The organism is Streptomyces sp. NBC_00154 (assembly GCF_026342835.1).
In the GTDB taxonomy this organism is placed as follows: Bacteria; Actinomycetota; Actinomycetes; order Streptomycetales; family Streptomycetaceae; genus Streptomyces.
The window spans coordinates 158,006-179,601 of the sequence record NZ_JAPEMI010000003.1 but is presented as its reverse complement, the minus strand read 5'-3'; the positions used below and the strand labels follow the sequence as shown (position 1 = coordinate 179,601).

Genomic DNA, 21,596 nt, shown 5'->3' with positions numbered 1-21,596 from the left:
TTGTGTCTCGAAGTCCTTCATCGGTTGCTCCAGAGCAGAAGGGGTGGTCAGGGGCGGAGGGCGTAGCAGCGCAGGACGTCGAGGTCGGCGGTGCGTACGACGGACCATCCGGCCGTGAGGGTCTCGGCTTCCGCACGGGTGATCCCGAGTGCGAGGAGGGCCGGATCGGTGGTGTTCCGGCGGCCGGTGATCTCGGTGACGACCCAGAACACTCCGCCCGGGGCAAGGAGTTGGCGGACGCGGCTGAGGAACGCCGCCTTGTCGTCCATCCACCGGTAGACCAGGCGACAGGTGATGACCGCGTACGCCGGTTCCGGTAGGGCGGTGAGGTCGTCGGTGGTCATGTCCAGGCACTTCCAGACCAGCCCGGGGCATGGCCCGGTGTCCTGAGCGGCTGCGAGCGCGATGGCGCTGGGGGAGCAGTCGACGCCGGTCGTGCGGTACCCGAGCTCGTGATGGAGGTGCCGGGTCATGGTGCCGTCGCCGCTGCCGATGTCGAGGGCGGGGCGGGCGCGGCCGGGACCGAGGTGCTCGTCCAGCAGCCGCCTCTCGGCGTCGTCGAGCTGCCGGTACCTGCGGCCCTGGGCCCACAGCGGCTCCCAGTAGGAGGCGCTCGCGGTGGACGCGGTGGTGGTCATGATGCTCCTTCACGGGCGGGCGGCACGGCCGGGGAGGGCATGTCCCGCAGGGCTCGGACGGGGGAGGCCAGCAGCAGGACCACGGGCACGACCTGGAGGAGCGCGCCTACGGCGAGGACGGCCCGTACGTCGAGGAGGAGCGCCAGGGCGCCGGCGGTCGTGGCGGCCAGGGGACGGCTTCCGGCGGTCACCGTAGTGCTGGCCGCCTGCATCCGTCCCTGGAAGCGCGGGTCGCACAGGATCTGGCGGAGTGATCTCTGGCTCACCCCTGACGCCGTCGCCCAGAACAGCTGAACGGCGAGCGTCGTGGCCAGAGCGATCTGCCAGCCACGGCCGGGTCCGGCGAGGAGCAGCGGCACCTGGGCGACGGGACTGACCGCGAACCCGGCGATGATCGTAGGGCCGACGCCGATCCGGGCCGAAATCCTTCCTGCGAGCAACGCACCGGCCAGGCTCCCCGCGCCACCGACACCCATGATCACCCCGAACGCGGTCGGGGACGCCCCGAGCCTCGTCAGCAGGTAGTACGCCCAGTACGTGTTCATGATCGCCAGGCCGAAGGAAAGCGTGGACAGCGCGGCGATCACCGTGCGGATCGTGGGCTGCCCGATCACGTACCGCACGCCCTCGGCGATATCCCGGCCGAGGCTGCGGTGCTCCGCGGACGAGTGGGCGAGCGGTTCGGGCGTACGGATACGCCAGGCGAGTACGGCGGAGACCAGGAACGAAACGACATCGGCGAGGACCGACCGCGCCGGGCCAACGGCGCCGACCAGCACCGCGCCCGCGTTGCTGCCGACGCTGTCAGCCACCGAGGACGCCGCGCCGAGCCGGGAGTTCGCGCCCTGCAACTGGTGGGGCTCGACGATGCCCGGCAGGAGAGAGATGGCCGTTGCGTCGTGCTGCACCTTCGCCGCGCCGAGCACGAGCGTCACCACATACAGCTGGCCGATGGTGAGCACGCCGGCCAGGGCGGTGGCCGGGACCGTGGCGAGAGCAGCGGCCGCCGCCAGGTCCGAGACGATCAGCTGGGGGCGCTTCGCGTGCCGGTCCGACAGAGCACCGGCCCACAGCGCGAGCGTGCTCGGGAGCTGACCGAGGAAGGCCAGCACGGCCACCTCCCCGGTGCTGGCGTGGAGTTCGAGGACGGCCAGCGCGGGCAGGGCGATGGTGCTCACCGCCGACCCGGACAGGCTCGCGGCCTCACTTCCGAGCAGGTACCTGAAGGCCGGGATCGCCCACGCGGTGGTCCGTGGTCCCCGGGTGGAGACCGTCACGCGGCTTCACCTCCGTCCGGAGCTTCCGGGGAGGTGACGCCGGCGTTCCGGCGGCCGACGACGTGGCGCAGGGCCTTGTGGGTGACGGCGTGGCACTTGTCGGGCGGGCAGGAGGTGTCGGCCCAGATCGCCTCGCAGTATGTGCCCGGCTCGCGGTCGCGTGGCTCACCCGCCCGGTCCCGGCCGAGGAGAAAGAGGGCGGGGATGCCGCTGGGCATGTGAGCGCGAATGGTCGGCACGGCGTTTCAGGCCCAGCCGAGTTCGCTGTAGAGGCGGCCGGCCCGAATGCCGTCGATCGCGGCCCGGGTGTAGGGCACGATCGGAGACGGAAGCGTGTCGACCGGCCACCAATCCCAGCTGACGCACCGGTCCGGCTCACGCACCACCGGCTCGCCCTCCCAGCGGTGCGCGCGGAAGACCATTCCGATCCGGGGCTGGCCGTCCGGCTCGTCCACCATGTGTACGACGTGAGCCAGCTCGACATGCGTGGGGTCGACGACCAGCCCGGCCTCTTCCTCCGCCTCACGGACCAGACATCCGACGGCGGACTCCTGCTCGCAGTGTCCGGCGAGGAAGTGGTGGGTGGAGGCCGCAAACGCGGCGTCGGGGTGGCGCAGGCCGAGCAGCACCTTGCCGTCCTGTTCCAGGTAGAGGTGCACGCCAACGATGTTCAGGCGTGCTCGGCTGCCCGGGCGCACCTGTGCAGGGGGCGGGACGGGGTTCTGGGCCTGGTGGAGGTCGATGACCTCCTGCGTCCAGGGGCACATCGTCAGATTCGGGATGGTCGCGGCGTCGAAGTGCCGGAACATGATTCCCTCGGGGCACGGCAGTTCGTCGGCCTCGCCGTCCCAGGCGCCGAGGTAGACCCGGATGCGGCCCTTGGTTCCGTCCGGGCCCACACTGTCCACGACGGTGAACTCCTCCAGCGGCACGGTCAGGCCGGTCTCCTCCCGCAGCTCCCGCTCGACCGCCTCGCGGCAGGTCTCCGTTCCTTCGCGGTCGCCTCCCGGGATGCTCCACGTGCCGGGGTCGCAAATGGGTTTGTTCGCGTCGCGCAGGTGCAGCAGGTACCAGCCGCGGGAGTCGACCAGCAGTGCGGCAGTCCCGCGGGGTTCCTCGGTGGTGATCACGAGCAGCTCCTCGGTCGGGGGCGGGAGGGGTGGTCAGCGGTCCTGGGAGAGTTCCAAGAGCTCGGCGAAGGTTCCGCCGGCGTGGACGAGGTCGTCGTAGCGGCCCTGTTCGGTGATCCGGCCGTGCTCCATCACGATGATGTGGTCGGCGATCTTGGTGTTCTCCAGGCGGTGGGTGACCACGATGGTGATGCGGTCGGCGGCGATGGACTTGATCTGTTCGAAGATCTGATGCTCGCCGCGAGGGTCCATCTGGGAGGTGGGCTCGTCCAGGATCAGCAGGGACGGGCGGCGGTACAGGGCTCGTGAGCAGGCGAGGCGCTGCCACTGTCCGCCGGACAGTTCCGCGCCGCCGAAGATCTCGCGGGCGAGGAGGCTGTCGAGGCCGGCGGGGAGGTCCTCGACGGCCTCGCGCATGCCGACGGCGTCGACGGCGTCCCACACGGGGCTGTCGTCGTGGGTGCGGGGCTGTCCGAGGGTCACGTTCTCGCGGACGCGCAGGGGCCATTGGGCGAAGATCTGGGGGACCAGGCCGGTCTGCTGCCAGACGGTGGCCGGGTCGGTCTCGGCGAGGTCGCTGCCGTTCCAGGTGACGCGGCCCTTGTCAGCGAGGTAGATCCCGGTGATGAGGCGGCTGAGGGTCGACTTGCCGGAGCCGTTGACGCCGACGATCGCCAGAATCTCACCGCGGCGCAGGGTGAGGGAGACGCCGTCGACGGCCGGCGCGTCCTTCCCCGGGTACTGGTAGACGGCCTCCTCGAGGCAGATCTCCTCCGCGGGCGTGGCCCCGAGGTTCCCGCGCTTGGGGGCCCGGGCTTCGGCGTCGTCCAGGAATGCCTGCATGTCGGACAGGTAGAGGCTGGTGTGGAACAGGGCGGCGCCGTTGATGATCACCTGGGAGAGGGCGGCGAGGGTGGTCTGTACGGCGACGACGGCCGTCGCGGCGAGCGCGAGCGCGATACGGCCGGTGGCGGCGAGCCAGGCGAGTCCTCCCCAGGTCGCGACGAGGAAGATGCCGGCGACCAGGGAGGAGAGCAGCTGGATCCGTAGCGTGCGCGGAGCCGCGGCCAGGGTCCGTCGGTCGCACCGGTCGGACAGGGAGCGGTACCAGAACAGCAGGTAGTCCGTCATCGAGTTCGCGCGCACTTCGTCGCCGTACTTGGGCGACGTGGACCACCAGCGCATCATGCCACGGACGTTGCGGTCCGCGATGTTCGCGTAGTGGATCTCGTAGTCGACGCGCGCGGTGAGCACCGCGCCGACGCCGGCCGGGAGCACGGCGAGCAAGAGCAGTGGCAGCATCAGCGGGTTGAGCACGCTGAGCGCTCCCGCGGCCGTGACCATCCTGACAAGCGCCGAGAGGAACCGCTGGGCATCGGCGACCATCACATGGGTGCGAATCACGCCCATCTCCGCGGCCTCCTGCCGGTCGGAGAAGCCGTCGACCGCGTAGGCCGACGCCTCGACCCGGCACACCGCCGCCACCAGGGCGGTGTCCGTCTCGGTGGTGAGCCGGGGCGTGATGCGGCGCTCAGCGTACGTGACCACGGTGGCCGCCACGCGGGTCACCGCGGCAGCGACGCCGAGGACGACCAGAGCCGGCAGGGCCTCGTGCAACCGGTCCGCGACGGTCCCCGTACCGAAGAGCGGGCGCATCGCGCGTGCGGTCGCCGCCAGCAGCACCGCCGCCGCAGCACCGGTGACTACGGGAGAGGCCAACAGGAACAGCACCGCCCGTCGGTCGATACGCCACGACATCACGATGATGCGGTGCAGCACCTTCGGTACCTGCGCGCAGAGCTTGCGGAAGGAGGCTTCACCGAGGGGGTTGACGGAGTATTCCCCCGTGTACTGGATCTCTGCCGGCGGCGGAGGCGGAACCGTGCCGTGCTGCTTGAACTCGCGTGTGCCCGCTGTGCTCAACTGCGTCCTCCCTTGCTGATCTGCGTGCCTTGCGTGACGACACCGAGGCCAACGACGTGGACCCCGATATCGAACACACGTGTTTGAGACGATGCCGGAACCCCGAGATGGCGGGCTCGGCGTCGCATGTAGGGCCCATGGATCCTTGTTCGGCCCGGACGCCCTTCCATCCACCAGTGGCCGACACGCCGAGGTTCGATACGCCTGTGACGCTTGGGTTTTCGGGCCCCGGGCCCGTCGCGGCGACGCCGTTCCCGCGATCGGTTTCACGGAGCTGCGGGGGCCTGGATCCTCATCGGAGAGGGCTTAGAACGAAGGAGCATGCTGGCTCTCGCCAGGTCCTCTGGTGTATCGACCGCTATCCCTTCGTCCACGACGCCGAGCATCCGTACGCCGTGGCCGTGTTCAACGAAGCGCATCATCTCCACGCCTTCGGTACGCTCCAGCGGACCCTGCGGGAGGTGCCGGAACAGGCTGAGCGCCGTTCCGGTGAAGCCGTAGAGGCCGAGCTGGCGCAGGTAACTCGGCCGGTCCCCGCGCGGGTAGGGGATCGGCTGCCTGGAGAACATCAGGGCGTTGCGCTCGATATCGACGACGACCTTGACGACGTTGTGGTCCAGGACGGTACCGACGTCGTCCAGCTCCGTGTACGCGTTCACTGCGAGCGTTCCGTGCGCCAGTTGCTCCAGAGCCTCGGAAACGGCGTCGATCGCGGCGGGCGAGATGAACGGCTCGTCGCCCTGGACGTTGATGTACCCGTCGGCGGGCAGGCGCTCCGAGCACTCCGCGACTCGATCGGTGCCCGTGAGGTGCTCTCCGGTGCGCACGCACTCGATGCCCAGGTCGCGGCACGCCTCCTCGATGCGCTCGTCATCGGTGGCGACGACCACGCCGTCGAGGTGCTTCGCCTCCAGGCAACGCTGGTGGACGTGCCACAGCAGCGGCTTGCCCCCGAGCTGCGCCAGGGGCTTCCCCGGAAACCGCGAGGCTCCCCAGCGGCAGGGGATGACGGCTATGTGGTGGCGGGATGCGGTGCTCGGTGGTGCTGCTGTGGTGGCGGCCATGGCGGACTCCCGTCGGCGAGCGTCAAGGAATGAGTGGGGTGGGGGAGGAGGGCCAGCTTGGCGCGGACGGTCGGCGAGGCAGAGTCCTCGAACGACCGCCACTCGAAGCCGCTGACCTCTTCGGTCTGGAGCGTCACCGCGTGTTGGGCCCGGAGGAGGAAGGCCCAGCGGAAGTCCACGTGCTGGTGCGCCGGCTCGCCTTTCGCGGGGTTGTCGGCGATGTCGTGTACGTCGATGTCCAGGGGCACGGTCTCGAATCCCGGGAGGGGGACGACGGCGTCGCGGGGTATGCCGGTCTCCTCGAACAGTTCGCGCAGGGCGGCATCGTCAAGGGTCTGGTCGTCCGGCTCGTTGTGGCCGCCGGGCGCGAGGGACTTGCCCGTCGCGTTGTGTTGGATGTGGAGCACCCGGCTGCTGCCGTCGATCACGATGGCGCTGCAGGTCACGTGCGTGGGAAAAGTCCTGCGGCTGGTCGGGTCGTCCTCGCCGGCGAGAGCGTCGATGAGCACAGCCAGGGCATCACGCTCGGACGGGTAGCGGGTGAGGTACGCCTCGACGGTGGCGCGGATGTGGTCGGGGGACGGCGGCATGGGATCACCTGTCGAAGTAGTCGAACCAGATCCTGGCGATGGCCTGGCGATGGGGTGCGGACATTTCGTGCAGGCCGGGCTGGAAGCAGCCCTCGCTGAGGGCCGCGGTGGCGGCGAGTATCTCGGCCTGGACGAGATGGATGTACGTGCCGACGGCGGCGCCGTGCACGAAGTTGACGGCGCCGCCGTCGGCGAGGACGTAGAAGTAGTGGCCGGTGATCTCGTAGCGCGTCAGATGCTCGCCCACCGGGGTGCGCTGGTAGAGCCCGCGGAGGCTGCTGAGTTCGAGTTCGTCCTCCGAGGACGTCACCGAGGCGACGTACGCCCCGTTGCGCAGGGCGGCGAAGTCATCTTGGCGGAGGGCGAGGTTGCCGGTAGCGCAAAGGACGAGTTCCGCGTCGCGGAGCGCCTCGGCCGTCGACGTGCTCGTACGGAAGCCCTGGGAGTGCGCCTGCACTCTCCTCACCGGATCGGTGTCGTGCACGGTGACGCGCAGGTCCTGGGCACGCAACGTCTGAGCGATGGCCCGGCCGACCTTGCCGAACCCGATGACGCAGGCGTTTCGGCTGGTCAGGATGTCGCCGCGAGCGCGTACGAGGGCGTCGGTCGAGAAGACGATGGACCGGCCCACGAGGTGGTCCTCGCAGTCCTTCAGCGGAGAGCGGGCCACATAGACGACGGGACAGGGCAGATGGTCGAGTGCCGCGTACCTCTGGTGTCCGTTCTCGGTGTCCTCGACGACGCCGAGGACGCGGCCGGAGAACTTCTCTGCCAGGGTGTCGAGGCACGGCGCGAAGTAGCCGCCGATGTCTACCAGGGCGACGTTCTGGCCGCCGGCCGTGTCTTCCAGGTACTCCAACGCCCCGGTCGAGTCCGCGAACAGCTCTCGGCTGAGGTCATGGACGGTGAAGGCACGGCGGACCGCCTCCAACGTCGGCTCGTCTACGGACCTGGGCTTAGGCAGGACGGCACCGACCGTGGACGTCGCGGCCATCGCGCGGAGGAACGACGGCCGCTCGGAGAGCAGGTGCGTGATGATCAGAGTGGTGACGTTGGCGCCGGCGGGGAAGCGTGTCGTGATCTGCCGGAAGAAGGCGTCTAGCCGCGCTCTCTCGGGACTCTCCACTGCAACTCCTCCTGGTCCTGCTGGTTATGCCGCGCGGCCGTACGCGGCGGACTCTGCGGCCAGCGCCTGCATCTGGGCCCGCATGCCGTTGTGGAGGTCGACCTGAGGCTGCCAGCCGAGAACCTCGTGGGCGCGGCCGGGATTGGCGCGAGTGGTGAGGACGTCGCCGCTGCGCGGGTTCTCCTGGTGAACCTGGATCTCGCGCCCCGCGAGACTGTTCGCGATGTTGATCACTTCGAGCAGGGAGGCGCTCGAACCGCCCCCCACGTTGATCACCCCGCTGGCCGTCGGGATGGCGGCCGCGGCGACGGTGGCGGCCACCGCGTCGTCGACGTACGTGAAGTCCCGGCGCTGGTGACCGTCCCCGTACAGCCGCAGCGGTTGGCCGGTCAGGGCGGCGGTGAGCGCCCGGTGCGTGAACATGTCGGGGCGCTGCCGGGAGCCGTAGACGGTGAAGTACCGCAGGGCGACGACGCTGGTGGGGCAGTGGGCCTGGGCGGAGTGCGCGAGGCAGAGCTGCTCCTCGGCGAGCTTCGTGACCGCGTACGGGGATGCCGGCTGAGGCCGGTCGGTCTCCACGCTCGCACCGCCGTCGGTGGGGCCGTAGACGCTGGAGGACGAGGCCACCACGAGCCGGGGAACGCCCATACGGGTGACGGCGTCCATGACGCGGTGGGTCGCGAGGACGTTGGAAGTGACGTACTCGCTGAACTTCGGTCCCCAGGAGGGGCGCACCCCAGGGATGCCAGCCAGGTGGAAGACGGCGTTCGCGTCGACGAGAAGCGGCTCGATCGCGCAGCTGAGGAGGTCGGCGGTGACGTGCATGTACCCCGGGAGCCCCCGCAGGACGGCGAGGTTCGCCGCGGCCGTGGGGTCGGTGGCCGGGTCACGCAGGTCAACGCCGACGACGACGGCACCGGCCTGGACGAGGGCGTGCACGAGGTGGGAGCCGATGAAGCCGGCGGCGCCGGTCACCACAGCCCGGCGGGGGACTGCGGTGGTCAGGTGGGATGGGAGCTGTGACACGGAGATCTCCAGGAATCCGGGGGAGGGGTGGCTTAGGCGAGGCGGGCCAGAACAGTCCGGCCGTGGGTACTGAGGGCGACGTCGTCCTGGTCGTGCCCGCGGACCAGGGCTGTGACGGCCTCGATCGCGCCGAAGGACTCAAGCAGCCGCTGCTCGGTGTCGTTCAGAGGCTGTCCGTATCCGGCGAAGAACGCCGTCCGGAGGTTCGGGACGGCCTGCCAGCGGCGGAACTCGAGCCGGGCGAAGTCGCGGATGCGGGCGTCGCGGCGCATGTGCTCGAAGTCGCAGAGCCCGAAGGCGTCCCCAAGGAGCCAGTTCCGCGGCTGGTAGTCGAGGTGGCATACCGCGCTGTCCATGAGCGTGCTCGCCAGGACGTCCGCGTTGTGGCCCAGGCGGTCGCGTTCGACCGTGGAGATGAGGGCGGCCCGGTCCGCGCGGGCGATCCAGTCGCGCAGCAGCTGGGCGAGTTCCGTGCCGACGGCACCGGTACGCGGCACCGAGGTGGCCTGGTGGAGCTTGCCCAGCACGCGCCCGGCCTCGTAGTGGGCCTGCTCCTCCTTGGGCGACCCCGGTTCGACCGTGTCCACCCGTACTCCGGGAACTGCCGTGAGCAGCAGGGTGCACGTCCTGTCCTGCCGACCCACTACGCGCGGGACATGGCCGATCAGGTGGGAACCCCAGGCAAGATAGGCGTGCAGCTCGCGGGTGTACCGGTCGCGCTCGCTGTGCTGCTTGGCGAAGAACTCGTTGCCCTCGGCGTTGACCAGGCGCAGGACACGGGGCGGGAGCGTCGGATCTTGCACGATCTGAACCGCTCCGAGCGCGCCTCGGGCCAGGTTCAGGCGCGGATCATCGAACATCGTGATCACGAGGCAGCCTCCTGCGCTAAGGCGGCCAGGTGCTCGGTGTCGTTGTGCCGGTCGAGCATCCACCGTCTCTGTCCGAGCCGATTGAGGTGGTGCTGCCAGCGGGTGATGGACCCGTGAGAGACCGTGAATCCGGCCGCAGAGCCGAGCGGGATCCCCAGGAGCAGGGTGTGCGCCACGATCACGGTCTCGCCGTGCGCGGCGAAAAGGACGCGCTCACCCTGGTGCTGGTCGATGAGCTCCCGCAGGAAGCGGCTGGCCCGTTCCAGATAGCCGTTCCAGGTGTCGGATCCAGCCGCCCAGGGCCTGTCCGGGTGGGCGTGCGGCCCGCCTTCGGCGGCGGTCTTCACCTCGCTCCAGGGCTGGCCGTCGGCGGCGCCGTGGACCGGACCGTCGAGACGGTAGTCCGTGCACAGGGGGATCCGGAGGGCCTGGCTGACGATCTCTCCGGTCTGGCGCAGGCGGATGCGCGGTCCGGCGTACAGCGTGTCGAACGGCTTGTCGCGGTGCTCGGCGGCGAGGCGGAGCGTGACCCGTTCGACCTGCGCGTATCCGCGGTTGCTTAGCCCGGTGCAGGTGCGCGGGCCGCCGACCAGGCCGTCGAGGTTGCACTGGGCCTCGCCGTGGCGGACGAAGACGAGTTCTGTGGTGATCATGCGGAACCTCGGGGACTGGGTCGGGACGGCCAGCTGTGGCGGTAGCCGTTGCGCCCGGCGTACGGGGCGGTCAGGACGGCGTGCAGGGCGAGGAAGTCGTCGAGTCGCTCGCGATCTGTGGTGCCGAGCTGGGGGTCGTGGCGTTCGGCGGCCTCGTTGTAGGCGCGCAGGGCGGAGTCGATGGCTGGCGCCGGCAGAGGCCCGTACGTCAGGACCAGCGTCGCGATCAGCTTCGCCGGGTCGTACCCCATCGGCGCCAGCGTGAGGTCGTCGGTGTCGACCGTGTAGACGTCGCCGGCCTCGGTGATGATGAAGTTCCGGGGGTTGCTGTCCTTGTAGAAGGCGGTCGGCCCCTCGGCGGTCTTCTCCAGCAGCGTCAGCATCGCGTGGAGGGCGACCCGGTCGGGCAGGTAGCCCTGCTGCAGTCTTCTTCGGAGGGCGGTCTGCCGGGGACCGGTGTAGTCGCCGAGCGTGATGCCGTCCCGGAAACGGTGTGGCGTGTTCAGAGAGGCCGGTCGGAGGTCGGTGGCCCAGGCGGCGCGGCCACGGTCAGCAGGTCCTCGGTCTGGGCCGGGCGTCCGTCGATCCACTCGTAGGTCAGGCTCGTCGGCCCGATCACGGTCAGCGTCGGCAGCCGCAGCGGCCGTGCGTGCTCGGCGAGCCAGGCGTGATGGCGGGCTGCCGAGGCCACCAGGCCAGGTGCCTCGTAGCGCTTGGTGAAATGGCGGAGCCTCATTGCCGCCCTCCCCGTGACTGGGCCACAACGAAGGTGACGAGGGACTTGGTGGTGAGGGACCGGTCCGGCAGGAACTCGTGCAGGGTCGCCGCTAGCGCGCCCGCATTGCCGTACAGGCCGGGGGCGAGGTCGTACTTCGGGTTGGTGGCCAGGTACTCGGCGGCGTGGTCGTGGCCGTCGAAGGTGAAACTGTGATCCTCGTGCTCCACGGCGAGTACGTCGAGCGACACGGCGGCCAGGCCGGCGAGGTTGCCGCTGTGCGCCGAGACATACAGGCTCTCGTGCTGCTCCGCTCGCGGGTCGAGGCCGGCGGCAGCGACCAACTGGTCCATCTCCCGGTAGCTGTCGAGCCCCTTCGCGACGAGCACGGCCAGACCGCCGGGAGCGAGCGCCCGGCTGATCTCCGCGACCACGGACCGCGGGCGCGGCGAGTGATACAGGCAGAACGCGGCGACGACGACATCGCACGACCCGGCGGACACGGGAAGGCGGTGGAAGTCGCCCTGGTGGAAGGTCACCGGGAGACCGGGCAGTCGCCGGGCGCGCTGGCGGGCCTGCTCGATGAGGGCCGGCGCGGCGTCGAGGCCGACGACGCGCTGGGGCCCGAGTTCCTGGGCGAGGGTCAGGCTGCTCGTGCCGCGACCGCAGCCGAGGTCCAGGGCCAGGCCGAGACGGTCCGGTCGCTTGTGGTGGTTGCGCACCAGCCCGACGATCGTGTCCGGTACGGGGCGCCCAGAGGTCTTCGCCCGCATCAGGGCGTTGGACCGGCCGGCCAGCCGAGAGGCGTGCCCGTACAGCTCCGCCTGCCGTGCGGGATCCAGGAAGGGATTGGTGCCGCTCATGCCGCGCCCTCCCTTCGGGGGCGCGGCGGAGTGCTCAGCGCTGCTCGGCGGCGACCTTCCGCAGCCAGCGGCGCGTCTGCCGCCGGTTGGACAGCAGCACCACGTCGGCACGGCCCGAGGCGAATTCCTCGATCTTGGCCAAGACGCGCGGGCGCATCCTGCGGCGGTACGTCGCCACGTACTTGATCACGCCCCAGTGGATGCGGTTGTGCACCCCGTTGCCCTTGTGTCCGGCCCCGTGCCGGAACTGCCGAGAGAAGATCCCGTACAGCGCGGCCACGGTCGAGACGTCCATGAGGATGACCGTGTCGCAGGCTTCGAGCCGGATCTGCAGCGTCGAGTTGTAGTTCCCGTCGATCACCCACCTCGGCTGCGCGACCAGGTCCCGCTGCAGGGCAGCGAACTTCTCCATGGGCAGCGCGTTCCACTCGTCGTCGTAGAACGCGGCGTCCAGGTGCGTAACCGGGGCGTCGAGAATCCTGCCCAGCTCGCGTGCCAGGTACGACTTGCCGCTGCCTCCGCAGCCGACGATGGCGACCTTCTTCATGGTGCTCCAGCGTAGAGGTGCTGAGGTGCCCGGTCGGACCGGCCGTTCGGACACGTTCGGATGATCCAGACGCCATGGTCTGGGAGGTGAGCTGCATCACGCCGCCCCCCGTTCCACCGCGACGGGGCCGGTGGCCGTGCCCAGGACGGCTTCCAGCGCGTCGACCTGCCGACTCAGGCGGAACAGGTCCAGGTGGTTCATGCAGGCCGCGATCAGGTCCACGTGCTGCTCGGTGCCAGCGATCCGCTGGAAGCGCGTCAGCTGCTCGATCACCTCGCTGCCGGAGCTGACGATCAGCTCCTTGGGCACGAAGCGGTCAGCGTGCAGGATGTCTGCAGGGGCGAGCGGGAGGCAGCCGGCGAGCACAGCCTCGAAGATCCGCTGTGTCATCTGGCCGACGGCGGCGTACCGCTCCGGCAGCATCAGGACGGTCGCCAGGGACCTGCCGTACACGGCGTGGACGGCCTCGAAGGGGAGTCTGCCGAGGAAGCGGACGTGCGGCCAGCGGCTGGTCTTGGTCCACTTACCCCCGACCAGGTGATCGAAGCGGGCGGCGGCCGGCGCGAAGAAGTGGTCGAAGTGCTCGTCGCGGTCGTACTGGTTGCCGAGGTACCCGAGGACGAGGTCCCGGGGCTTCTTGGCGAGCGCGATCGGATCTGCCTCGGCGAGGAGACGGTCGTCGAGCGGGAAGAGCAGGCGGTGGGCGCCCGGCGTCGGTTCGAGAGCGGCCTCGCACACGGTGGTCTGCCGGACGCGCCGCCACACGCTGTCCGGCCGAAGCTGGCGGTCCTTGTCCCAGATCACGGTCGGCGTCTCCCTGCGCACGGTGTACCGGGTGACCAGTTCGGCCTGGCGGTGCAGGTCGCAGGTGTGCCCCTCGGTCCCGCACGGGGTGGTGTTGCGTCCCTCGATCGCCCAGCGCCACTCCAAGAACAGAGCGTCGATGTCCGGGCTGCCGCTGTGGAAGGAGTAAGCGTTGCCCAGATCGTCACCGGCCTCGATCAGGTCGCGGTTGGCCTGCAGAAAGACGATCTCGTGGCCGCGGCCGAGGAGGGCGTCGATCAGGGGGCGGCGGTGGCTGCGGCCCCCGTCCGGGGTGTCGGTGATTCCGTTGCCGAGGAAGCCCCAGAAGCTGTATCCGATCTTCACTTGGTGATCCACCGGCCTTCCAGCAGCAGGGCGTCCAGTCCGGAGTTGGCCAGGCAGTCCAGGGCCATCTCCGGTGTCCCGCAGATCGGCTTGCCCTTGACGTTGAGCGAGGTGTTGATCAGCACCGGCACTCCGGTGCGGCGGGCGAAGGCGCTCAGCACGTCGTGCATGAACGGGTTCTGCGACCGGGTGACGGTCTGCAGGCGGGAGGTGCCGTTGGCGTGCACGATGGCTGGCACGCGTTCGCGTGCCTTGTCGGTTACGCCGGACGCCATCGACATGTACGGCGCTTCCTGGCCGAGAGTGAAGAAGCCCGCGGCGCGTTCGGCCAGGACCATAGGGGCGAATGGGCGGAACGGCTCTCGGAACTTCACGGTGGCGTTCAGTCGCTCGACGACGCCGGGCTCCAGCGGGGAGGCGAGGATCGAGCGGTTCCCCAGGGCGCGGGGGCCGGCCTCGACCCGGCCCTGGAAGAGCCCGACGATCATGCCGTGGGCGAGCTGGTGGGCGAGGAACTCAGCCGTCTCGACGCCCAGCGTCTTCAGCTGGAGCTCGGGCCACGGCGTGAGGTCGAGGGCATGGTCCTGGTATGACGGGCCGAGGTAACAGGCCCGGGCGACGCCGGACATGGGCCGTCGGCTGCGGCTGCCGGTGTGCACGGCGATGGCGGCCCCGATCGCGGTGCCGGCGTCGCCCGGCGCGGGCGGGACGAAGACCTCGTCGAAGATTCCGTCCTCGATGATCCGGCCGATGCTCACGCAGTTCGTGGCGACTCCACCGCCGACACACAGACGGCGCGAACCGGTGATCATCCGCGCGCGGCGGGCCAGATGCAGCATCACCTGCTCGGTGCGCTCCTGGAGCGCCGCGGCCAGATCCCGGTGGACGTCTTGGAGCGGCTCGCTCGGGTGACGCTCGGGGCACGTCTCGGCGATGAAACGACGGGAGGTCCGTGGGTAGCCCGAGGTCAGCACGCGTGGTGGGAAGTACGCGGGATCGACCACGAATCCCTTGGGCGTGGTGCGCACAGCCCGGGCGAAGAGGGGCAGGAACCGCTGCGGGTCGCCGAGGGCGGCGAGCGCCATCACAGTGCCCTCCTCGTCACCTCGGCGCCACCCGAGGTGCTCGGTGACTGCGCCGTACACGTAGCCGAGCGAGGCTGGGTCGTTGATCGCCTCCAGGGTGCGGGTGGAGGGGTGGAGCGCGTCGTGCCCTCGGGCTATGGTCGTGGTCTGCCGCTCGCCGAGGCTGTCGACGACGAGCACGGCCGACTCGTTCCACCCAGAGGCGGCGAAGGCCGCCAGCTGGTGTGCGCGGTGGTGCAGGACGGGGGAGACGCGGGCGGAGGGAACTGCCGGCCGAGGGTGCGGGTCCGCAGTTGAGTGCGCAGTGCCACCTTGGCGAAGCCACGAGCCCTCGGCAGCGCCCGGTCGCGCGTCGTCGGCGACAGCGCCAAGCGCAGCGCCGCCGGCGACTCGGCAAGGTAGTGGGCGGGCTGGAAGTTGTAGGCGATGGCGTCGACATCGGCGGCGGTGAGCCCGGCCTGGCCCAGAAGCCACTCAACGGCGTGGCGGGGGTAGTCCTTGGTGTGCTTCTGCTGGGAGAGCCGCTCTTCCTCGACGAAGCCGATCAGCTCCCCGTCCACCAGCAGGGCAGCGGAGGAATCGTGCGTGTAGGAGCACAGCCCGAGGATGACCGAGGGCGCGCGGTCCATGGCGGCCATCACCGCGTCCCCACCGTCTCGGGCGCGGTGGAGGTGCGGGCATGGCGGTTCAGCTCGTTGTACCAGGCGGTCAGCGCCTCGCCCAGCGGCCCGTCGATCTTGTCGGCCAACCGCCCCGCATCGTCACGCCGGCCGTCCTTCCACAGGCCGTAGCTGCGCAGTGTCTCGGCCATCGTGTCCCAGCCCGGGTGGCCGGTGACGTCTCGGGCCTGGACCTGGTCGAGGAGGTCGTCGAAGCCCCGCCACGGTGTGGTGAGGTCCGGCATGACCGGGCTCGCGGTGACCGATGTCAGCTCTTCGGCCTGGTCGAGGTGGTCCTCGTAGATGTGCAGCGATCCGACGTGGTGGTGGAACTCGCCCAGCTCGGCGTCGAGCCAGCCGGCGACCAGCTCGTGCAGCACCGTGTAGAAGAACAGGTCGTACGGCATGCCGATCCACACGTCCTGACCACGCATAGTGGTCGACATGTGTAGGCGGCCGGCGCGGAGGTAGAAGCGGAAGCCCAGCGTGCAGGGCACGTCCTTGTGCCCGGCGGCGTCCTGGGCCGGATCGTAGAGCTGGAGCAGAGCCCGGCGAGAGTCGGGGTCCTCCTTGAGGATCTCGACGACGCGGCTCAGCTGATCCACGTTCCCGGCCCACTTCCGCATCCGCGGGCCGTACGCGCCCCGTAGGACACCGTCGTCGGCGTACCGCCGCAGGCGGGTGTTGTAGTCGAAGATCCACGGGGCGTCCGAGCCGGAGAGGTGCCACACAGTCTCCGCCACGGCGAACGCGGGGTTGATGACGCGGGCCGGCGGCGCGTACAGCAGGCGGGCCCGTGGCTGGGTCAGCCGCATGTGGACGTCGAGGACTTCACGGGTCGCCATGCCGCGAGGGCTGACCCTCTCGCCGTTCTTGGCCAGGGCGACGGCACCGACGAAGAGTTCGGCGACGCTGTCGGCGGTCAGGTGTGTCATCGGGCAGGTGCTCCTTCGCCCTGCGGCAGTCCGGAATCGGTGCCGCGGGCATCGTGGTGGACGTGGTGGGAGTGCGTGTCATGGCCGTCGGCCCGGCGGGTGATGAGGCGTGCGACCTGGGCGGCGCTATCGCCGCGCCACCGGCACACCGCGTCCGGCGCCGCCCGGCCGGCAGGAGGCCGCGGACCGCGAAGTGCGACGAGGGCGTCGGCGACGTCATCGGCGGTGCTGCACCGCCGTGCGAGGCCGTGGTCGGAGAGCCCGAGCGTGCGCTCGCCGGGCGAACCGAGTTCGAGCACCGGGACGCCCACCAGCGTGGCTTCGATGCCGCACGTCGAATAGGCGCTCGCCAGGGCGTCGGCACCGGCGAGGCAGCCGCGAGCGCCGACCCGGGGATCGGCCACGGCCACGAGCGGCCGACCGTCCCGTTCGATCAGAGGGGCGAAGACGTCGACGCTCTGCGCCGGGTGCGGCGCGATGACGAGGCCCCAGTTGCCGCCGGCCTTCCACAGACCGTCCAGGAGGAGGTCGGCTTGGGCCTTGAGCCGGTCAGGTCCGAAGGGCTGGCAGGCCCACACGGCGATACGGGCAGGGCCTTGCCCCGGGCCGGGCCCCAGCAGGTTCTCCAGGTAGCGTCGCTGGGCTTCGCGGTCGAGACCGGCGAGCGCGTCGAAGCGGGGCTGGCCCAGGACGTGGACTTCGGCGTCAGGGTGGCGCACCCACGCCTTCGCGAGAGGGAGATCCCGTTGGCCCATCACGACGATGTCGCGGCTGTGCAGCGCGGGCCGCGCGACCGACTCTGCCGTCCAAGCACCGTGCTGGACGTGCACCGTGTTCGCGCCATGGCGCTGTGCCACATGTACGGTCAGCGCACCCAGCGGGCTGGTGTCGTTGCTGACCAGAACGGTGTGCGGCCGGGCTGCGGCGAGGACGCCGTCCAGCCACGTCTCCGCCCGGACCACGGATTGCCACGAGGGCTGGGTGCAGCCGCCGCCCGTCTCCAGTAGTACGGACAAGAGGCGGACCAGCCTGGCCAGTTGAACCTCGTGCACGTCGACCCGCACGACGCGGCCGTCGTCCTGCAGCCTCAGAGCGTCCACGGCGCCGGAGAGGTTGAAGAGACCGGTCGGCGGCGGGCACAGGTTCACCCCCGCGACCCCCGAAGCCGGGCACCCCTCCGCCGGGTCGGTCGCCAAGTCCACCACGAGGCTGGGGCGTCCGTTCCGGGCCAGCTCCTCCAGCACCGGCAGCAGAGTGGCCGCGTGCCGGGAGGACCACGACAGCGCCACCACCTCGCTCAGTGGCAGTTCCGACGGCGTCGGGCTCGGCACCGCTGCGGCCACCGAGAGAGGAGGGAGGTTGCGTAACTGCGCGGGACGCAGGGGGTTGTGGGGAGCCGCCGCACCGAGCAGGTAGGCGATGCCCGACCAGGTGACGGTGTACGCCCGGTACTCGCGCGAGCTGCTGGGCCGTAACCCGACGAGTCCTTCGTGCGGCGCGAGCCTCAGGGGACCTGGGGCCTTCGCGAACGGCTCCCAGGCACTGAGCGCCGCCAGCTTGCGTACGACCTGCGCCACCAGGCGCCGCGCCGGCACGTGCTGGACGTACAACCACCCCGCACCACCCGGCGTCCTCGCGAGGTCAGCGCCGTACGTTTCGAGGGCCTCCATCACCTGGTCGACCTGTGCTTCCGCTTCCCGCGCGTCGAACGGCAGGGCCTCCAGCTCGGACGCGGTGATCCGGTCGGACTTCATGGTCGCGAGCGCGCCCTCGCCGATCAGCGTCCAGAGGGGTTTGCCATTGAACTTGTCCCAGGCGATGCCGAGGGCGTTGCCCTTGGGCGGCGTCACACCAGGCTCCCTTCGAGGAACGGCCCGGTGTCCAGGAGGCGCAGCAGGTCCTTCGGCGATTCGGCGACGACGGGGGTCGGAGGGCTCGGGGTGCCGTAGCCCCAGAACGCGTGCACGTACGAGACTCCGGCACGGCGGGCCGCCTCCTGGTCGACCGCCATGTCGCCGACGTACAGCGCGTCGGCCTGGTCGGCGCCGAGGTCGATCAGGGCGAGCAGGATCGGGTCCGGTGCGGGTTTGCCCCGGCCCACCCCGTTCGGGGTGCGCACCGTGGCGAACGGGACGCCGAGCTGGGCCAGGAGAGGAGTGGCTCGGTCCAACGGCTTGGACGTGACGATCCCCAGCCGCCAGTCGGCAGCGGCGAAAGCGTGCAGGACCTCTGCGACGCCGTCGAACTATCGGGCCAGGTGAGAGGCGGCCGTCGACGCCTTCGAGTAGGTCTGGTGGATGGGCTCGGCGTCAGCGAGCCCGAGCTGCTCCATGATGTCGGCGAAGGGTCGGCCCAGGTGGCGCTCGTACTCCTCGAACGGCACGTCGAGGCCGTGGTCCTCACGGACCTGGCGCCACGCGCTTTCCATGACCGGGCGGGTGTCGACGAGCACGCCGTCCAGGTCGAGCAGCAGCACACGTGCGGCTTCGGTGTTGAGGCCCAGCCTCTTTCCGCCGGAGGTCGGCGTGGGCGAGGGCGCAAGCCGGGATGGCATCAGGGGTCTCCAAGGGGAGGTGGTCAGGAGGTGATGGGCGACTCGGGGCGCCTCACGAGGGCGATCACCCTCTTGCCGCGACCGTCTTCCGTGGGACAGGCAGCCCAGGTGTCGGCAGCTGCCGACACGAGGTGCAGGCCCCGTCCGCTGCTGGCGTAGAGCGAGGCAGTCCGAGGCGCCGGGGGCTCCGGGGAGTTGTCCTCCACCTCGATCCCCACGACGTTGGCCTGCAGGGCGATCGTCAGCGTGATCTCGTCGACGTGTTCGTCCTCCCGGCTCCGACCATCAGCCGGAGTCCGTCCATGGCGCTCGGCGTTGGTGGTGAGCTCACTGACGATCAGCACGGCTTGGTCCATGAGGTCTTCCATCCCCCACGCCGTCAGCGCCTTGCGGGTGAAGGACCGAGCTATGCCCGGCGCCCTGTCGTTGGAGATGAGGGTCAGGCGCTTCTGGTGTTCCGGGGCGCTGATTACGCTGCTCAGGCTTTCGATTCGGTCCATGCTTGCCTTCTCACCACGTGTGCTTGAGCCCGCGGAGGACTCGATCGGCGGTCTTGTCGGAGCGGTCGAAGCGGCGGAGGTTCTCTGCGAGCACGGCCGCCGGCGGGGGGTGGTTGAAGTACCGCTCGTCGGACGTCGGGGCGGCAGCGCGGGGGTTGCCCGAAACGGTCCGGGCGTCGGCGCCAGTCGTGTGGCTGGTCTTCACCGGTTTCCTCCCGGACAAAGGCAGTTGGTGGTTTCGTTGACCACGAGCGAACCGTGGATCACATCGCGGCGGTATCTCCGGGCGGCTGCCGGGGCCGTCAAACCCGTCAAAGATCGTTTTGGTGAACCGAGGTAGACGATGGCGCGCGAGCGGAACGTGAAGCTGGCCGACGCGATCGCGGAAACCGGCTGGTCGCAGACGAAGGTGGCGGCTGCCTTCGTGAGGGTCGCGGCCGAGGTCGGAGCGCAAGAACTGCTGGGGACGAGCCGCTCGCACATCGCGATGTGGGTGGCGGGAACCCAGCCCTCGGGCAGAGCGCCCTCTATCTTGTGCGAGACGTTGTCGCGGCGGCTTCAACGCCCCATCACGCCAGCTGAGATCGGGCTCTCGGCACTTGACATGGGCGCGGTCGCGGCGTCGAAGTGGAACGTCGATACGCTGGATGCGCTGGTAGACCTTGGGAGAAGCGACGTGGACCTCGAACGCCGCCGACTGCTGGCCGGTGCTGCCTACTCGGTGGGCGGCCTGCTCCTGCCCGGACAGCAGTGGTGGGACGAGGCTCCCCAGCGGGCGAAGTCCCGCCCCGCCGCTACGAGTCGCAGGGTCGGGGCCGCCGAAGTCAGCGCTGTCCGTGAGATGACGGAGTTCTTCTCTCGGCGAGACCAGCGGCACGGCGGCATGGACGGCCGTACGGCCCTCTACCAGTACCTTGTCGACGACGTTGCCAGGTACATCGGAGGGGTGTTCACCAGCGACGACGCCCGTCGTGCCCTCCTCGCTGCTGCCTCCGAGGCCGTGTACGTCGCCGGCTGGATGAGCTTCGACGCCTCCCACCACGAGGCTGCGCGGCGCTACTTCACGCTGGCCCTGAAGCTCGCGGCGGAAGCGGACGACGCTCCGCTTGCCGGCCACATCCTGCGGGCGATGGCGCACCAGGCAACGGATCTCGGCCACCCACGAGTTGCCGTCGACCTCGCCACGGCGTCCGTGGAACGCAAGCGGTACACCCTGGCGAGCCCCCGCGAGCGGGCACTGCTCGGCGTGGTGCAGGCACGCAGCCTCGCCGCCGACGGGCAGAAGCGGTGCGCGATCGCAGCGCTTCTCCGGGCCGAGGACGACCTTGCTGCGGCGGACGCCGGCGACGAAGATCCGAGTCGGGTGTGGTTCTTCCAGCGAGCTTCCCTGGCCCACGAGACCGCCCGCACCCTGTGGGCGCTCGGCGACCTTGACGGAGCGCTCCGAGAATTCAACAACAGCGTGCTGACCAGGAAAGCTGACACATTCAGCCGGACCCACGCGGTGACCTTGGGCTACATGGGCACGGTGCAGGCCCGCAAGGGGAACGTGGAGGCCGCGTGCCACACGTGGGCACAGGCGCTGGATGCGATGGAAGGTGTGCAGTCGGGGAGAGCGCGCGAGGCTGCCGTGAACATGCGCCGGGTGCTGTCCCCCTTCCGGAATCGGGGAATCAGCGTGGCGGCGGAGATCGACGAGCAGGCGAAGACCGCACTCGAACGAGTAGCCTGACGGCGCCATGGTGGTGAAGGCGGGCATGCTGTGGTCGACCGCCTTGCCGTGCCGCGAGCGCAGAAGGGGGAACCCGTGTCCGCAAAGTCCATCGAGGTGCCGGTGATCGCCGACGTGGTCGGAGGCCACAAGGGGCGGCTCGACGACTTCAAGGGCGGTGTGGAGTCGATCATCCGACTGCGACCGGAGTACCCGGAGGAGACGCTGCAGGGGATCGAGGAGTTCTCCCACCTCCAGGTCACCTGGTTCTTCAACTTCGGCTCTCCAGAAGACGTCGCCCTCCACGCCCGCAGCCCGCGAAACAACCCTGCGTGGCCAGCGACGGGCACCTTCGTGCACCACAACCACCGGCGCCCTGCCCGGCTCGCGACCTCGTTCCCACGGCTGCTCCGCGTTGACGGTCGGGACCTGCACGTCACCGACCTGGACGCCGACGACGGCACCCTGGTGGTGGACCTTGTGGCGGTCTTCGAGGAGTTCCTGCCGCGCGGCACCATCAGCCAGCCCGCGTGGCCCAGCGAGATGCTGAAGGACTACTGGAGGGACGCCGCCGAACGCTGA

Annotated in this window: 24 protein-coding genes and 1 pseudogene; 2 read left to right on the top strand and 23 right to left on the bottom strand. The window is 70.1% G+C overall.

Translation table 11 applies throughout. The annotated features are described in order from the left end of the window. Positions 1–47 precede the first annotated feature (47 nt). From OHA03_RS45655 to OHA03_RS45540, 23 genes and pseudogenes are all read right to left on the bottom strand, one after another. Positions 48–638 (bottom strand): bifunctional 2-polyprenyl-6-hydroxyphenol methylase/3-demethylubiquinol 3-O-methyltransferase UbiG, encoded by a 591-nt coding sequence (locus OHA03_RS45655; protein WP_267009846.1) that lies wholly within the window; start codon positions 636–638, stop codon positions 48–50. Further along, positions 635–1,915, bottom strand: a complete 1,281-nt coding sequence (locus tag OHA03_RS45650) for an MFS transporter (RefSeq protein WP_267009845.1) — start codon at positions 1,913–1,915, stop codon at positions 635–637. The genes OHA03_RS45655 and OHA03_RS45650 overlap by 4 nt, the downstream gene beginning before the upstream one ends. After that, the gene (locus OHA03_RS45645) at positions 1,912–2,133 is read right to left on the bottom strand and encodes a hypothetical protein (RefSeq protein ID WP_267009844.1); all 222 of its coding nucleotides are present in this window, start codon (positions 2,131–2,133) and stop codon (positions 1,912–1,914) included. Before OHA03_RS45645 ends, OHA03_RS45650 begins: the two co-directional genes overlap by 4 nt. 27 nt (positions 2,134–2,160) lie before the next feature. Continuing rightward, positions 2,161–3,045: an NUDIX domain-containing protein gene (locus OHA03_RS45640; RefSeq protein ID WP_267009843.1), complete on the bottom strand. Its 885-nt coding sequence runs from the start codon at positions 3,043–3,045 to the stop codon at positions 2,161–2,163. A 33-nt stretch (positions 3,046–3,078) separates the two neighbouring features. Further along, entirely contained in the window at positions 3,079–4,968 is a 1,890-nt protein-coding gene (locus tag OHA03_RS45635; RefSeq protein ID WP_267009842.1) for an ATP-binding cassette domain-containing protein, read from the bottom strand. Between the two features lie 266 nt (positions 4,969–5,234). After that, positions 5,235–6,032: a 3-deoxy-manno-octulosonate cytidylyltransferase gene (locus OHA03_RS45630; RefSeq protein WP_267009841.1), complete on the bottom strand. Its 798-nt coding sequence runs from the start codon at positions 6,030–6,032 to the stop codon at positions 5,235–5,237. Then, the gene (locus OHA03_RS45625) at positions 5,981–6,622 is read right to left on the bottom strand and encodes an NUDIX hydrolase (RefSeq protein ID WP_267009840.1); all 642 of its coding nucleotides are present in this window, start codon (positions 6,620–6,622) and stop codon (positions 5,981–5,983) included. Before OHA03_RS45625 ends, OHA03_RS45630 begins: the two co-directional genes overlap by 52 nt. A gap of 4 nt (positions 6,623–6,626) precedes the next feature. Beyond that, positions 6,627–7,748, bottom strand: a complete 1,122-nt coding sequence (locus OHA03_RS45620) for an adenosylhomocysteinase (protein WP_267009839.1) — start codon at positions 7,746–7,748, stop codon at positions 6,627–6,629. Positions 7,749–7,772: 24 nt separating this feature from the next. Then, positions 7,773–8,774 (bottom strand): NAD-dependent epimerase/dehydratase family protein, encoded by a 1,002-nt coding sequence (locus OHA03_RS45615; RefSeq protein ID WP_267009838.1) that lies wholly within the window; start codon positions 8,772–8,774, stop codon positions 7,773–7,775. Positions 8,775–8,806: 32 nt separating this feature from the next. Next, positions 8,807–9,634, bottom strand: a complete 828-nt coding sequence (locus tag OHA03_RS45610; RefSeq protein WP_267009956.1) for an aminoglycoside phosphotransferase family protein — start codon at positions 9,632–9,634, stop codon at positions 8,807–8,809. Between the two features lie 5 nt (positions 9,635–9,639). Then, positions 9,640–10,296 (bottom strand): histidine phosphatase family protein, encoded by a 657-nt coding sequence (locus OHA03_RS45605; RefSeq protein WP_267009837.1) that lies wholly within the window; start codon positions 10,294–10,296, stop codon positions 9,640–9,642. Continuing rightward, the gene (locus OHA03_RS45600) at positions 10,293–10,679 is read right to left on the bottom strand and encodes a hypothetical protein (protein WP_267009836.1); all 387 of its coding nucleotides are present in this window, start codon (positions 10,677–10,679) and stop codon (positions 10,293–10,295) included. Before OHA03_RS45600 ends, OHA03_RS45605 begins: the two co-directional genes overlap by 4 nt. 119 nt (positions 10,680–10,798) lie before the next feature. Continuing rightward, entirely contained in the window at positions 10,799–11,032 is a 234-nt protein-coding gene (locus OHA03_RS45595) for a hypothetical protein (protein WP_267009835.1), read from the bottom strand. Further along, positions 11,029–11,874 (bottom strand): class I SAM-dependent methyltransferase, encoded by an 846-nt coding sequence (locus OHA03_RS45590; protein ID WP_267009834.1) that lies wholly within the window; start codon positions 11,872–11,874, stop codon positions 11,029–11,031. The genes OHA03_RS45595 and OHA03_RS45590 overlap by 4 nt, the downstream gene beginning before the upstream one ends. A 34-nt stretch (positions 11,875–11,908) precedes the next feature. Further along, a complete protein-coding gene (locus OHA03_RS45585) occupies positions 11,909–12,421 on the bottom strand; it encodes a topology modulation protein (protein WP_267009833.1) in 513 nt (170 codons plus the stop codon). A gap of 96 nt (positions 12,422–12,517) precedes the next feature. Next, positions 12,518–13,570: a hypothetical protein gene (locus OHA03_RS45580; protein WP_267009832.1), complete on the bottom strand. Its 1,053-nt coding sequence runs from the start codon at positions 13,568–13,570 to the stop codon at positions 12,518–12,520. Continuing rightward, complete coding sequence (locus OHA03_RS45575; protein ID WP_267009955.1) at positions 13,567–14,874, bottom strand: carbamoyltransferase C-terminal domain-containing protein; 1,308 nt, start codon at positions 14,872–14,874, stop codon at positions 13,567–13,569. Before OHA03_RS45575 ends, OHA03_RS45580 begins: the two co-directional genes overlap by 4 nt. Next, a complete protein-coding gene (locus tag OHA03_RS45570) occupies positions 14,790–15,293 on the bottom strand; it encodes a carbamoyltransferase N-terminal domain-containing protein (protein WP_267009831.1) in 504 nt (167 codons plus the stop codon). The genes OHA03_RS45575 and OHA03_RS45570 overlap by 85 nt, the downstream gene beginning before the upstream one ends. Further along, positions 15,293–16,249, bottom strand: coding sequence for a thymidylate synthase (locus OHA03_RS45565; protein ID WP_267009830.1), 957 nt, complete (start codon positions 16,247–16,249; stop codon positions 15,293–15,295). The genes OHA03_RS45570 and OHA03_RS45565 overlap by 1 nt, the downstream gene beginning before the upstream one ends. Continuing rightward, positions 16,246–18,099: a hypothetical protein gene (locus OHA03_RS45560; RefSeq protein ID WP_267009829.1), complete on the bottom strand. Its 1,854-nt coding sequence runs from the start codon at positions 18,097–18,099 to the stop codon at positions 16,246–16,248. Before OHA03_RS45560 ends, OHA03_RS45565 begins: the two co-directional genes overlap by 4 nt. Further along, positions 18,096–18,803, bottom strand: a pseudogene (locus OHA03_RS47945) (HAD family hydrolase). The gene OHA03_RS45560 and the pseudogene OHA03_RS47945 overlap by 4 nt, the downstream one beginning before the upstream one ends. 23 nt (positions 18,804–18,826) lie before the next feature. Then, the gene (locus tag OHA03_RS45545) at positions 18,827–19,303 is read right to left on the bottom strand and encodes an ATP-binding protein (RefSeq protein ID WP_267009827.1); all 477 of its coding nucleotides are present in this window, start codon (positions 19,301–19,303) and stop codon (positions 18,827–18,829) included. Positions 19,304–19,313: 10 nt separating this feature from the next. Next, positions 19,314–19,508 carry a hypothetical protein gene (locus OHA03_RS45540; RefSeq protein WP_267009826.1) on the bottom strand — a complete coding sequence of 65 codons (195 nt, stop codon included), beginning with the start codon at positions 19,506–19,508 and terminating at the stop codon, positions 19,314–19,316. 138 nt (positions 19,509–19,646) lie between these two features. Here OHA03_RS45540 and OHA03_RS45535 point away from each other — a divergent pair, with 138 nt between their 5' ends. After that, positions 19,647–21,035: a Tat pathway signal protein gene (locus OHA03_RS45535; RefSeq protein WP_267009825.1), complete on the top strand. Its 1,389-nt coding sequence runs from the start codon at positions 19,647–19,649 to the stop codon at positions 21,033–21,035. Positions 21,036–21,110: 75 nt separating this feature from the next. After that, positions 21,111–21,596 (top strand): TrmO family methyltransferase, encoded by a 486-nt coding sequence (locus OHA03_RS45530; RefSeq protein WP_267009824.1) that lies wholly within the window; start codon positions 21,111–21,113, stop codon positions 21,594–21,596.